Below are 12,559 nucleotides of genomic sequence, written 5' to 3'. Positions count from 1 at the left end.
CGGTTCCTCACGGTCGGGGGATGGCTCTGCCGTGAGGAACCGTAATCGACTGTTCATCTCAGGGTGAGCGGGGTCGCCGACCGGATCCGGGTCAGCTTCTCCGGGTTGCGGACGTAGTAGAGGCCGGTGATCCGTGCGTCCTCGACCCGCAGCGCCAGCACGCCGTCGATCTCGCCGTCGAGGCGTACGAGCAGTGCCGGGTTGCCGTTGACCGTGGTCGGCCCGCCGGTGAGTACGCCGTCGAGTCTGCGCAGACCACCGAGGAACATCCGGGCCACCTTCTGCGCGCCCGTGACCGGCCGCAACGCGGCCTGCATGACGCCACCGCCGTCGCTGACCAGGACGACCTCCGGGGCGAGCACGTCGAGCAGGCCCCGCAGGTCCCTGGTCTCGATCGCGCGTCGGAACGACTCCAGCGCCGCCCGGGCCTCGCTCGGGGAGACCACCCGGCGGGGGCGGCGGGCGTCGACGTGCTGGCGGGCGCGGTGCGCGATCTGCCGGACGGCCGCGGGGCTCCGGCCGACGGCGGTGGCGATCTCGTCGTAGCCGACCTCGAACGCCTCCCGCAGCACGAACACGGCGCGCTCGGTCGGCGACAGCGTCTCCAGGACGAGCATCAACGCCATCGACACGCTCTCGGCGAGCTCGACGTCCAGGGCCACGTCCGGCGCGGTGAGCAGCGGCTCGGGCAGCCATGGGCCGACGTAGGCCTCCCTGCGGCGCTTCATCGCGCGCAGCCGGTTGAGCGACTGCCGGGTCGTGATCCGGACCAGGTAGGCGCGCCCGTCGCGTACCTGGTCCATGTCGACCCTGACCCACCGCAGCCAGGTCTCCTGCAGGACGTCCTCGGCGTCGGCCGCCGACCCGAGCATCTCGTACGCGACGGTGAAGAGCAGGTTGCGGTGGGCGACGAAGGTCTCGGTCGCCGCGTCGGTGCCGTGGTCGCTCGTGTCCCCCCTGCGCTCCTTCGCGGTCGGCCCTCGGTGGTCGACGGCTCTCATGACGGCCGGGCCGCCCGTGCGGTGGTGGCCGGCGCCTCGACGCGCCCGGCCCGCAGCAACTGCTGGCGCGTGTCGTCCTTGATCCGCACGGCGAGCGAACCGGGTCTGCGTGCCTCGTACGCCATCTGCCAGATGATGCTCCGGCACACGAGTTCCTTGAGCTTCGCGGCGGGGCGGCCGCCGAGGTGCAGTCGCACCGCGGTGTCGTTCCTGCGGGAGAACTGGAACAGGCCGGCGCGACGCCCCAGGCTGACGCACTGGCCGGCGAAGCCCACGTGGACCGGTGCGGGCTGCTCACCCGCGAGCCGGCTGAGCACCGTCTCGGCGGCCTGCGGGCCGAGCTGCATCGCGGCCTGGCAACTCATCCGGAACGGCAGGTCCGACGGCGCCGCCGAGTCCCCGGCCGCGACGATGCGCGCGTCGTCCACGCTCGTCAGCGTCTCGTCCGTGAGCAGCCGGCCCGACGCGTCGGTGCTCAGCCCGCTGCGGCGGGCCAGGTCCGGCACGCCGAATCCGGCGGTCCAGATGGTCACCGCGCTCGGCAGCCGGCGACCGCCACCGAGCCGCACGGCATCGCCGGCGACGGCCGTCACCGTCGCGTCGGGGCCGTCGAGCACGGTCACCCCGAGCCGGGCGAGCCGCGCGGCCACCGAGCGCCGAACCCGAGGATGCAGGTACGGACCGAGCACCGCACCGCAGACCAGGGTCACGGCCCGTCCCGCCTCCGCCAGCTCGGCGGCGGTCTCGATGCCGGTCGGGCCCCCGCCGACCACCGTCACCGGGGCCGCGGCGGGGGCGGCGGCGAGGACGGGCCGCAACCGCTGGGCCTCCTCCAGGCTCGCCACCGGGTAGGCGAACTCGGCCGCCCCGGGCACGTCCGGCGCGGCGCTGCCGCTACCCACCGCGTAGACCAGGTAGTCGTAGCCGACCGTGCCGCCCGTCGCCAGCGTCACGCGGCGATCCGCAGCGTCGATCCGGGTCACGCTGTCGACGACCAACCGCACGCGCCCGGCCAGGACGTCCCGGTAGTCGACGACCGCGTCGTCGGTCCCACCCACCAACTGGTGCAGGCGGATCCGCTCGACGAAGGTCGACCTCGGGTTGATCAGGGTCACTGTCACGTCGTCGCGCCGGGTCAGGCGATTGGCCGCCATGACGCCCGCGTACCCGCCGCCGATCACGACGACATCGGTGTTCCCGTTCATGGTGTCTCCTCCGTTTCCTGGGCCTTCGGTCTCAAGACACCGCGTGACCGACCGTTGTGACAGGCGTGGGCCAGATCACTGCCCGGTCCCCGGCGCGAAATGGAAGGCGGCGCGCCGGGATGTCGCCTAGCCTCGCGAGGACACCCAGCCGACACGAAGCGGAGATCGATCATGAGGACGTCCGGCGCTTTCCCCGGTTCCCCGTCCGTCTCCGCCGCCGGAAAGGCACTTCGTGTTCGGTCTGTTCGAAAACCCTGTTGATCCCTTCCCGACCGGCGACGACCGCACCCCGGCCGCCGGCGCCCGGCGGTTCCTCCTGGAGGAGCTGCGCCCGCTACGACCGGTCGTGACGGCGGCCGTCGCCACCACCGTCCTGGCCGCCGCGATCGAGGTGTGGCTCATCGGGTACGCCGCACGCCTCGTCGACACGCTCGCCGCCGCGAGCCCGGAGCGGCTCTGGGCCGACCACGGCACCGGTTTGCTCACCGTCGCCGTGTTCGTGCTCCTGGTCAGGCCGCTGGTCCACGTCGTCGGCGAGGCGCTGGACGACATCGCGTTCCGCGCCAACGCCCGCCCGCTCGCCCGCTGGCGGGCACACCGGCACGTGTCCCGGCAGTCCGTCGGCTGGTTCCGCGCCGACCTCGCCGGACGCATCGCCACCTCGGTACGCGACGGTGGCGAAGCCGCCAGCACCGCCGCGTACTCGGTCGTGCACACGCTGGTGTTCGTGATCGCCTACATCGCCGGCTCGGTGTGGCTGATGTCCACGATCGACGTGCGCCTGCTGCTCCCGCTGGGGGCCTGGATTGTGGCGTACGCGCTGCTCATGCGGTGGATCGTGCCGCGCTACCGGCGCGCGTCGGAGCGCCTGCAGGACGCGGAGTCCGCGCTGACCGGCCTGCTCGTCGACTCGTACGGCAACGTCGACACGCTCGCGTTGCTCGGCGGCCAGGAGACCCGCACCGCGCACGACCGCCGGGTGTTCGCGCTGTCCAGGCGCGCACCTGGACCTGCAGCGGGTCGAGGTGACGATCAACGGCACCATGATGGCGCTCAGCAGCGCGCTGCTCGTCGGACTGGTCGGATACGGGATCGTGCTCTGGCGTACCGATGCCGCGCCCCTGGGTCTCGTCGCGGCCGCGCTGGCGCTCAGCTTCCGGATCACCGCGATGGCGGAGTGGCTCCTGGACGCCGTGTCGTCGCTGTTCGGGTCGGTCGGCGCGCTCCGGCGGGCCCTGCGGACCGTCGCGCAGCCGCTCGCGGTCGCGGACAAACCCCAGGCGACCCAGCTGCGGGTGCGGGGTGGGGCCATCACCTTCGCGCAGGTCAGCCACCATTACGGCCGCGGCGGGGGCGGGCTCGACCGGCTCAGCCTCGACGTCGCCGCCGGTGAGCGCGTCGGCATCGTCGGCAGGTCGGGCGCGGGCAAGTCCACTCTGGTCGCACTGCTGCTGCGGTTCCACGACGCGGAGTCCGGCACGATCATGATCGACGGCACCGACATCACGGACGTGACGCAGGAGAGCCTGCGCGGCCAGATCGCCATGGTCGCCCAGGAGGCCACGCTGCTGCACCGCTCGGTCCGGGAGAACATCGCCGGCCCCGACGCCGACGACGCCCGGGTCGAGGCAGCGCTACGCCGGGCGTGCGCCGACCGGTTCGTCGCCACGCTGACGGACGCGGACGGTCGCACCGGCCTGGACGCGCAGGTCGGCGAACGGGGCGTACGCCTGTCCGGTGGCCAGCGGCAGCGGATCGCGCTGGCCCGCGCGTTCTACCGCGACGCGCCGATCCTGGTCCTGGACGAGGCCACGTCCGCGCTCGACTCCGAGGCGGAGGCCGCCATCCACGACACGCTCAGCGAGGTGATGACCGGCCGTACGGTGATCGCGATCGCCCACCGGCTCTCCACCATCGCCCGGATGGACCGGATCGTGGTCCTCGACGCCGGTCGCATCGCCGAGCAGGGCACCCACGCCGAGCTGCGGGAACGCGGCGGGCTCTACGCGGAGCTGTGGTCGCGGCAGTCTGGCGGCTTCCTCGGCACGGCCGCGGTCAGTGCCGCAGCGCTCCCGTGACCTCGATCGGCTCCACGTGCCCGGTGAGCGGCGCGCGACGGTGCAACGCGAGCCCGACGTCGATGACGACGGACCGGTCCAGGGCGCCCACCCACGTCAGGGGAATCCACCGCGCCAGGTCGGTCGAACCGTCCGTCTCGTCACGAAGCTCACCGCCGGTGACGCGTACGCGGTAGAAGACGCCGACGCTGTGCAACTCGGCGCCGTCGGGGCCACCCCACTCGACGTACCTCGCCCGCGAGTCCACCCCGAGTAACTGCTCGACCTGAACCTCGTAGCCCGTCTCCTCGGCCACCTCGCGGACGACCGCGTCGAACGGATCCTCGGCGTGCTCGACCTTCCCACCGGGCAGCGTCCAGTGTCGCTGGGACCCGTCGGGCGACACGTACCGGGCGAGGAGGAGGTGTTCGTCGCGCAGGCACACGCCGTACGCGGCGACCCGCAGCCGTTGCGCGACCACTCAGCTCCCCTTCCAAACCCGACAACCGACCGCTCGCCATCCGATGCCCGCATGTCAGGCGCGGCACCCCAGGGTAGTCGCGTGGAACGGGACGCCAGACGACCGGACAGTGCCCCGGCCCGGGCACGCGCCGTCGAGCAGCGCATAACAGTCATTATGATGTGCGCCCGATTTGCGGCCTTCGTGCGGTCTCTTTTTTGGTTTATCGTTATCGGTAATCCAATAATCGACGAGGAGGGCGTCGCGTGTCAGGGTGAGTTCACCAGGGAGCTCAGACGGGACGGCTGACCGGGTGTCATGAGTCGTTCCCCGCAGCGACGACGCTCTGACAGACTCCGAACGTGACCGCCACGAGCGCCACCTTCTGGAACGACCAGCGACGTGGAAGGCGTTCCTGCTGGTCGGGGTCTACCTCGTCTTCTTCCTCGCCGTCGGACAACTGGTCGGTGTGCTGGCCGGTGACGACATCGACAAGGACAACGTGCTCGCCGACCCGGCCAGCATCTTCCTCGCCCTGGTGCTGCCCATCGCGATCGGCGCGGCCGCCCTCATCGTCTTCGCCTGGCGGGTGGGCTGGCTCCGGGCCATCTTCGGACCTCAACCGGTCCGCGGCCGTGGCTGGATGTGGATCGGGCCGGTGCTGGCGCTCCTCGCGGTCGTCGGCCATGTCGGGGCCACCAACTGGAGCAACTGGAGCGGTCAGGAGATCGCGCTGATCGCTCTGCTCGGTCTCTGCGTCGGCGTCGCGGAAGAGCTGGCCACCCGCGGACTCGCCGTCAAGATGTTGCGCGACGCCGGACACGGCGAACGCTTCGTCGCGATCGTGTCGTCTCTGCTGTTCGCCCTCATGCACTCGGTCAACCTGCTCGCCGGCATGCGGCTCTCGACCGTCGCGAGCACGATCGTCTACACCTTCTGCTTCGGCATCTGCATGTACCTGGTCATGCGCGTGACCGGCACGATCTGGGCCGCCATCATCCTGCACGGCATCACCGACCCGACGACGATCCTGTCCAGCGGCGGCATCGACCAGGCCGTCGACGCCGGCGGAACGGACGGCTGGTCGGCGCTCACGAGTCTCGCCACGATCGGGTTCATGCTGTTCGCCGTCGTCGCCATGTTCCTCATCCGCGGCAACGCGACCGTCAAGCCGACGATCAACGCCTGAACAGGCACCACGCGGTGTGGGACGCCGCCCCTGAAGCACGCCGCCACGCCTGGTCGACGTACCGCCTGGCTACCATGCGGCCATGATCGAGGAACTAATCCGGGCGGCCGGAGCCGGCGACGACGCCGCGCTCGAGGAGCTGAGCGAGATCGCCGCCGCCGAGCCGGCACGCCTCACCGGACACCTGAAGCTGCTGCTCGACGCGGGCGTGCTGTGGCCGCCGACCTTGTACCGCGGCGCGACCGGAGACGTGGTCCACCGGATCATCGACGACGTCGACGCCGGCCAGTCTCCCCTCCGGCTCAACCATCTGCTGCTCATCCTCGCGCACACCCGCGACCCGCACGCCGAGCAGGCCCTGCGACGATGGCAGGAGCAGCCGCCGGCCGGAGCCGACAAACTGCACGTCGGGGCGCTGGCCTACGCCCACCAGGCCGGTTGGACGGTCGCTCCCGACGGCAGCCGCCGGGAGCTGTGCGCGCCCACGGCGTACCGGTTGATTCCGAACGAGGTGCCAAGGCCCGCCGACGGTCCTGCCTGCCCGTGGTGCGCCTCCCCGCTGTGGACCATCGCCGACCTCGACACCGCCACCCCCGAGGTGGGCGAGGCCCTGGCCCACACCGGCTGGGCCGGCCGGCTGAGGATCGTGACCTGCCACCTCTGCGCCTGCTACACGACGCTGTGCTGCGAGGTAACGCCGGACGGCGACGCCGTCTGGTGGGCGGGCAACAGCCGCCCGGAGTGGGCGCCGGCCACCACCGCGCCGGAGGACCCGCCGGCCGTGCTTCCGGCCGTCGGCCCCCGCCGCGCCTCGCCGTTCGAGGCCAGCGCGTGGGACGAGGGCGGTTCGACCCTGGGCGGCCATCCCGACTGGATCCAGGACGCCGAGCACGTGGACTGCCCCGCCTGCCGGCAGCCGATGGACTATCTCGGCCTGGTCGGCGGGGCCGACGTGGACTTCGGTGAGGGCGCCTACTACCTGCACCTGCACGCGCCCTGCGGCCTCGCGGCGGTGAACTACCAGCAGAGCTGACCGCAGCGCGCTCGCGGTGCCCCCTGCGGCCCGATCCGCGTCGGTACGGTGAGGCGATGACGACGGAACCCACGGTGCTGATCTCGGCCGACATGGAGGGCATCTCGGGGATCGTCCACCCGACGGAGACGAACCCGGGTGGCTACGACTACGAGCGCTCCCGCAGGCTGATGACGGCCGAGGTGAACGCGGCCATCCTTGGTGTGCTCGACGCGGAGCCGGACGCGGACGTGCTGGTGGCGGACGCGCACGGGCCTTTCCGCAACCTCCTGCCCGAGGAACTCGACCGGCGGGCGCGGCTCGTGCGCGGCAAGCCCCGCCCGCTGAGCATGGTCGCCGGGCTCGAGATGGGCGCCGACGCGCTGCTGCTCGTCGGGTACCACGCGCGCGCCGGTGCGGGGCCGGCGGTGCTGGCCCACACCATGAGCGACGCGGTGCTCGACGTACGGCTCAACGGGCGGCCGACGGGCGAGATCGGCATGAACGCCGCCGTCGCGGGGCACTTCGGCGTGCCCGTGGTGCTGCTCAGTGGTGACGACGTCGCGTGTGCCGAGCTGCGCGACCTGGTCCCCGACGCGGTGACCGTCGAGGTGAAGAGCGCGCTGGGCCAGGCGGCGGCGGTGACGCTGCACCCCGCTGAGGCCCAGGAGCGCCTCCGGCGTGCAGCCGCCACGGCGGTGGCACGGCGCGCGCAGGTGCCGCCGCTGACCCTCGCCGGGCCCGTCGACGTCGAGGTCGACCTGTACAGCCCGACGACCGTGGACCAGGCGACGCTGGTGCCTGGCTTCGCCCGCGCCCCCGGCGCGCGTACGGTGACGTTCACCGGCCAGGACATGGTCGAGGTGTACCGGGGGGTGCAGCTGCTCGTGCAGCTCGGCCAGATCAAGCCCGGCTGACCTCTCGCCCGTCAGCGGTGGTCGTTCTCCTTCAGCTCGATGACCCACGCGCGGCGCTCGGCGATCTTGCCGTCGCGCATGACGAACACCTCCGCCATCGACATGCGCATCTCCTCGCCGGTGTCGCGCCGCACCGAGCCGACGAGTTCCGCCATCACGGTGTCGCCCTGCTCCACCATGCGTACGACCTCCAGCCGGGGCGGCGGCACGAAGCCCGGCCCCTCGATCGCGGCGTCGTACGCCTCCTTGCCCTTCAGGTGGAAGGCGCCGTAGACCGTCCACTCGATGTCGTCGGTGAGGCAGGACAGGATCTGCGCGTGGTCGTTCTTGCGGAAGCCGTCCAGGTAGGTCTCGACGGTCTGCGTGTTACGCGACATCGCGCGGTGTCCCCTCGTCTCGGCGAGCCTGCCCGACGGCAGACCTGCCGAAACTAACCCCGGGGTGTGACGGCCGGTGCGTGGGACGCGCCGGCCGCCACGAATCTCAGGACGAGCCCCGCCGGGACCGGTGGTTGGCGTGCTTGCGGGCCGCGAAGTCGTACGCCTCGGCCAGCAACTGCCGCACCGTGTCCACGCTCGCCTCGCCTGGGTTCACGACACACACCCAGTGCTGCGGGGCGTAGACCGGATGCGGCAGCACGGTGTCCGGCACCGTGTGGTCGACGTGCGGCCCGTGCCCCTGCGGAAACAGCGCCCCGTACGCCGAGCGGGTCAGCCCGACGTTGAGCCGCCACGCACCCGGCCTGCCCAGGTCGGAGGCGTCGTCGTAGTGGTCGCCGGTCACGATCGTCGCGAACGGCAGCTGTCGCTCGGCGGGCAGGTCCCGCCCGGGGTCGTAGATGTAGAAGGTGTCCCCGTTCGCCTCCAGGGCGTGCACCCCGTCGAAGGTCTCACGGATGTACCGCTTCATGTCACCAACGTCCATGCCTCAAGTTTTTCATTGAAATGCTTGTTGAGGCTTACGCCGGTTTTCGCCCGTCCGTAGGCGGTAAGCCCTCAAATCCGGGCACAACCGGGTCGCGCACGGCAACATACGACGACCGGAGCCCCGCGACCAGGGTCGATCGCGGGGCGAGTCGCCTGCCGTCAGCCGGTGCCGTCCAGGACGGGAATGAGCTGCTCCTCCTCGTACGTCAGATGGGCCTCCAGCTCGGTGCTGAGACGCTCGACCTCCCGGCGGGCCTCGTCGGGGTCGGCGTCGGGGTCGCCGACGACCTGCTGGAGGCGTGCGACGAGGGCCGCGATGCGACCGTGCTCCTCGCGCAGCCGGGCCAGCGCCGGGGCGAGGTCCGGCCGTTGCCCCTCCAGGCCGGCGAACATGCCGTCGTCCTCGTTGCGGTGATGGTGGTGCAGGCCGTGGCAGAAGGTCAGGCAGTTCACCCGCAACTGCGCGCCCAGTCCCGGGCCCGAACGGGCGACCTCGTCGCGGATCAGCGCCAGCTCCCGACGGAACGCGTCGTGGACGAGTTTGAGCGCCGCGCCCCAGGACGCCGCCTCCGGCGGCCCGCCCGCCACCTGGTGCAACGCCACCACGGGAATGACCCGCGCCGTCTTCGCCTGGTACGCGGCCCAACCTGGGTCGGCCTCCACGGCCCGGGCGAAGATCTCGTCGCGTTCGGTGCCGGCCAGCACGACCGCGCGGGCCTGGTAGGTGAAGACCCCGTCCTCCACGGTGGCGAGCGGGTCGGCGAGGAGGTTGTGGTACCAGTCCGGGTGTCTCGGGCCGCCCCCGGCCGAGGCGATGACGAGGATGCGTTCGCCGTCGGGCAGGTAGCCGACAGGAGTGGTGTGCGGGGCGCCGGAACGGGCCCCGGTGGTGGTGAGCAGGATCAGCCGGGCCCCCTCGAAGGGACCCCCGACCCGGCCGTGGTTGGCGCGGAACTCGTCGATGATCTGCTGGTTGAAGTCGTTGGGCAATGCTCTGCTCTCTGCTCGGGCAGGGATGTGCGGCCACGATGGATCGCCCGCCCGGCGACCGGTGGCGGCGAGGATGCGGATACGCCGGCGGACGACCGGCGTGGACGGTGGGAAGCGCGCTGCGGTGGACGTGACGTCGACACCGGCAATCGCGGGGACGGCGGGCCACGGGCCCGCCCCCGGCTCACCTGACGGCCGGGTGCCCTGTCCGCTCGTGGCCCATGGCCGACCCGGCAGTCACGGATCCGACCGTAGTGCGGGTGACGACGGCTGGCAAGCGCCATCCGGTTGCGGCAGCGGTGGCACGGTGACACGGTCGGGAGATGCCCGAGCTGACCGGCGTCGACGTGGACCGCGCCGTGACCGAGATGACCAACGTGCTCGGCCCGCACACCGGGCGGGACTGGACGGTGCCGGCCGGCGGGCTGGACTGGAGCTGCTGGACCACCGCCGCGCACGTCGCGCACGACCTGCTGGCGTACGCCGGCCAGGTCAGCGGGCGACCCGACGACGGCTACCTGCCGTTCGACCTGACCGTCTCCCCCGCCGCCGGCCCGGCCGAGGTGCTACGGGTCGTCGTCGCCTGCGGCGGCCTGCTGCGGGCGGCCGTCGACGCCGCCCCGCCGCAGACGCGGGCCTGGCACTACGGGCCCTGCGACCCGGCGGGCTTCGCGGCGATGGGGGTGGCGGAGACGCTGCTGCACACCGACGACATCGCCCGCGGCCTCGGGGTGTCCTGGCAGCCGCCCCAACCACTGAGCGCCGCCGTGCTGCGGCGGCTCTTCCCGGACGCGCCCGCCGGGCCCGCGCCGCAGGTGCTGCGGTGGCTGACCGGCCGTGGTGAACTGCCCGGCCGCCCCCGGCGCACGTCCTGGTCGTGGCGGGCGGCGGTGGACTGAGCGGGGGCTACGCCACCCGACGGCGCCAGGGCGGTCGCCAGCCCCGCCGGCGCGGCGCAGCCGCCGGAGGCGGGACCGGAATCGCAGCGGCGGGAGTCTTCCGCTCGGCCCGCCAGCGGCGGAGCACCTCGTCGGCGTTGACCGGGCGCACCGCGACCCGGGGCCCGGTGGGCGCACGCAGCCAGGAGAGGATCTGGGCGTTGAGGTCGGCGACGAACGCGCGCACGGACTCCTCGGTCGGCAGGTCCCGCACCTCGTCGGGCACCTGTTCGATGCGGCGGCGCAGTTGCAGTGGCGTCGGCAGCAGCAGGTCGGTGGGGAGCTTCTCCCGCTCCAGGAAGCTCTTGATCCACCACGACTCGTCGTACGGCTGGCCGCGGCCGGGGATCGGCTTGCCCATGCCCGGCAGGTCGTCGAACTCCCCCTGCTCCTGCGCCGCGCGGATGCGCGCCTCGACGGTCGCTTCCCAGCTGTCCATCTGCCGCCACCTCCCCCGGGCCCCACGGTAACGCGGCCGCCGCGTCGGGGCCGACGGAAGACGTCAGCGCACCGACCCGGCCGGGCATTCCCGGTCCGATCGGGCCCAGCGGGCGTGCCGGTGGCCGTCGCGGGGGAACGGCGGGCGGGCCGGCAGCACCTCCTGGAAGACGTAGCCGGCCTTCTCCGCGACGCGGCAGGACGCGGGGTTGTCGATCTGGTGCAGCAGGTCCAACCGCCGCAGGCCGGCGAACCGGGCGAACGCCCAGTCGGTGACCGTGCCCAGGGCGTGCGGGGCGACGCCCCTGCCCCGCGCGGGTGCGGCGGTCCAGTAGCCGACCTCGGCGTCCTCGCCGCCTTCGGTGACGTTCTTGAGGACCACCTGCGCCACCAGGGTCTCGCCGTCCGGGTGCGGCTCCAGCACGGCGAAGCAGAACCGGTGGCCGTCGTCCCAGTCCCGGTGTGCCGCGGCCAGGAACCGGCGTGCCTCGGCGGTCGTGGTCACCGGCGCCCGGGTCCAGCGCAGCAGCACCGGGTCGCGGTACGCGGCGATCAGGGCGTCGGCGTCGTCGTCGCGCCAGGGACGCAGCAGGAGCTCCGGCAGATTCGCAGTGGCGGGGGCGTGCAGCATCGGCCCAGTGTGCCGGCCGCCGTGTCGAGCGTGGGGGCGCGCGGCACGCCGGCACGGGTCGGCGGCGCGGCGGCGTACGGCGTAGGGTCGGCGCGAGCATCGGCAACGGGGGGAACCATGGTCGGTACGGGTGCACTGGTGGGCATCGCGCTGGTGGCGCTGGGGATGGTGTTGACCCCCGGGCCGAACATGGTCTATCTGGTGTCCCGGTCGGTGACGCAGGGCCGGCGGGCGGGGCTGGTGTCGCTGCTCGGCGTCGCCGCCGGATTCGGCGTCTACCTGGCCGCTGCGGTCGCCGGCATCGCCACGGTGTTCGTGCTGGTGCCCGCCCTGTACACGGCGGTCAAGCTGGCCGGCGCGGCGTACCTGCTGTGGCTGGCCTGGCAGGCGCTGCGACCGGGCGGGCAGTCGCCGTTCGCCCCGGCGCCGCTGCCGCCGGACCCGGCCCGGCGGCTGTTCACCATGGGCCTGGTCACCAACCTGCTGAACCCCAAGATCGCGATCCTCTACGTGTCGCTGCTGCCGCAGTTCATCGACCCGGCCCGTGGCCACGTGGCGGCGCAGAGCCTGCTGCTGGGGCTGACCCAGATCGCGGTGGCGCTGACGGTGAACGCGCTGATCGTGCTCAGCGCCGGCGCGCTCGCCGGGTTCTTCGCCCGCCGGCCGCTGTGGCTGCGGGTGCAGCGACTCGTGATGGGCACGGTGCTGGCGGGGCTGGCGGTGCGGATCGCCGCCGACCGGTCCCGCGCCGCCGTCGCCATGCCCTGACCGCCAGCCTCACCCCTGACCGGCGGG

14 protein-coding genes and 1 pseudogene are annotated in these 12,559 nt (G+C 72.7%); 7 read left to right on the top strand and 8 right to left on the bottom strand.

The window, feature by feature from the left end; genetic code table 11:
• Positions 1–53: 53 nt before the first annotated feature.
• Positions 54–1,001 (bottom strand): RNA polymerase sigma-70 factor, encoded by a 948-nt coding sequence (locus tag AC0OO9_RS29830; RefSeq protein ID WP_484514062.1) that lies wholly within the window; start codon positions 999–1,001, stop codon positions 54–56.
• Positions 998–2,206 carry an NAD(P)/FAD-dependent oxidoreductase gene (locus AC0OO9_RS29825; protein ID WP_484514060.1) on the bottom strand — a complete coding sequence of 403 codons (1,209 nt, stop codon included), beginning with the start codon at positions 2,204–2,206 and terminating at the stop codon, positions 998–1,000. The genes AC0OO9_RS29830 and AC0OO9_RS29825 overlap by 4 nt, the downstream gene beginning before the upstream one ends.
• A gap of 232 nt (positions 2,207–2,438) precedes the next feature.
• Between AC0OO9_RS29825 and AC0OO9_RS29820 the strand changes: the two are divergent.
• Together AC0OO9_RS29820 and AC0OO9_RS29815 are read left to right on the top strand one after the other, a co-directional pair.
• A pseudogene (locus AC0OO9_RS29820) lies at positions 2,439–3,110 on the top strand (ABC transporter transmembrane domain-containing protein); the annotation flags it as partial.
• Positions 3,111–3,231: 121 nt separating this feature from the next.
• A complete protein-coding gene (locus AC0OO9_RS29815) occupies positions 3,232–4,284 on the top strand; it encodes an ABC transporter ATP-binding protein (protein WP_484514058.1) in 1,053 nt (350 codons plus the stop codon).
• Here the strand turns inward: AC0OO9_RS29815 and AC0OO9_RS29810 are convergent.
• Entirely contained in the window at positions 4,262–4,744 is a 483-nt protein-coding gene (locus AC0OO9_RS29810; RefSeq protein WP_484514056.1) for an NUDIX domain-containing protein, read from the bottom strand. The genes AC0OO9_RS29815 and AC0OO9_RS29810 overlap by 23 nt on opposite strands.
• A 448-nt stretch (positions 4,745–5,192) precedes the next feature.
• On the opposite strand from AC0OO9_RS29810, the gene AC0OO9_RS29805 reads away from it, so the two are divergent.
• The 3 genes from AC0OO9_RS29805 (at position 5,193) to AC0OO9_RS29795 (ending at position 7,841) form a co-directional block, all read left to right on the top strand.
• Entirely contained in the window at positions 5,193–5,912 is a 720-nt protein-coding gene (locus AC0OO9_RS29805; protein WP_484514055.1) for a CPBP family intramembrane glutamic endopeptidase, read from the top strand.
• Between the two features lie 82 nt (positions 5,913–5,994).
• Entirely contained in the window at positions 5,995–6,945 is a 951-nt protein-coding gene (locus AC0OO9_RS29800; protein ID WP_484514053.1) for a hypothetical protein, read from the top strand.
• Positions 6,946–7,001: 56 nt separating this feature from the next.
• Entirely contained in the window at positions 7,002–7,841 is an 840-nt protein-coding gene (locus tag AC0OO9_RS29795; RefSeq protein ID WP_484514052.1) for a M55 family metallopeptidase, read from the top strand.
• Between the two features lie 11 nt (positions 7,842–7,852).
• Here AC0OO9_RS29795 and AC0OO9_RS29790 read toward each other — a convergent pair whose 3' ends face one another.
• The 3 genes from AC0OO9_RS29790 to AC0OO9_RS29780 all read right to left on the bottom strand — a co-directional run bounded on the left by AC0OO9_RS29790 (position 7,853) and on the right by AC0OO9_RS29780 (position 9,757).
• Positions 7,853–8,218: a nuclear transport factor 2 family protein gene (locus AC0OO9_RS29790; protein ID WP_151453168.1), complete on the bottom strand. Its 366-nt coding sequence runs from the start codon at positions 8,216–8,218 to the stop codon at positions 7,853–7,855.
• A 106-nt stretch (positions 8,219–8,324) separates the two neighbouring features.
• Positions 8,325–8,765, bottom strand: coding sequence for a DUF6194 family protein (locus AC0OO9_RS29785; RefSeq protein ID WP_357579376.1), 441 nt, complete (start codon positions 8,763–8,765; stop codon positions 8,325–8,327).
• A 161-nt stretch (positions 8,766–8,926) separates the two neighbouring features.
• Positions 8,927–9,757, bottom strand: a complete 831-nt coding sequence (locus AC0OO9_RS29780) for a nitroreductase/quinone reductase family protein (RefSeq protein WP_484514050.1) — start codon at positions 9,755–9,757, stop codon at positions 8,927–8,929.
• A gap of 323 nt (positions 9,758–10,080) precedes the next feature.
• Between AC0OO9_RS29780 and AC0OO9_RS29775 the strand changes: the two genes are divergently transcribed.
• On the top strand, positions 10,081–10,656 hold the full coding sequence (locus AC0OO9_RS29775; protein WP_484514048.1) for a maleylpyruvate isomerase N-terminal domain-containing protein: 576 nt from the start codon (positions 10,081–10,083) through the stop codon (positions 10,654–10,656).
• Positions 10,657–10,663: 7 nt separating this feature from the next.
• Here AC0OO9_RS29775 and AC0OO9_RS29770 read toward each other — a convergent pair whose 3' ends face one another.
• Both AC0OO9_RS29770 and AC0OO9_RS29765 read right to left on the bottom strand, forming a co-directional pair.
• Positions 10,664–11,134: a DnaJ family domain-containing protein gene (locus tag AC0OO9_RS29770; protein WP_484514046.1), complete on the bottom strand. Its 471-nt coding sequence runs from the start codon at positions 11,132–11,134 to the stop codon at positions 10,664–10,666.
• A gap of 63 nt (positions 11,135–11,197) precedes the next feature.
• Complete coding sequence (locus tag AC0OO9_RS29765; protein ID WP_484514044.1) at positions 11,198–11,764, bottom strand: GNAT family N-acetyltransferase; 567 nt, start codon at positions 11,762–11,764, stop codon at positions 11,198–11,200.
• 117 nt (positions 11,765–11,881) lie between these two features.
• On the opposite strand from AC0OO9_RS29765, the gene AC0OO9_RS29760 reads away from it, so the two are divergent.
• Positions 11,882–12,532 carry a LysE family translocator gene (locus AC0OO9_RS29760; RefSeq protein ID WP_366643488.1) on the top strand — a complete coding sequence of 217 codons (651 nt, stop codon included), beginning with the start codon at positions 11,882–11,884 and terminating at the stop codon, positions 12,530–12,532.
• Positions 12,533–12,559 lie beyond the last annotated feature (27 nt).

It is taken from the genome of Micromonospora sp. USAFONa4 (assembly GCF_057197825.1).
The sequence above is the reverse complement of the archived record's forward strand: the minus strand, read 5'-3'. Positions and strand labels throughout refer to the sequence as shown.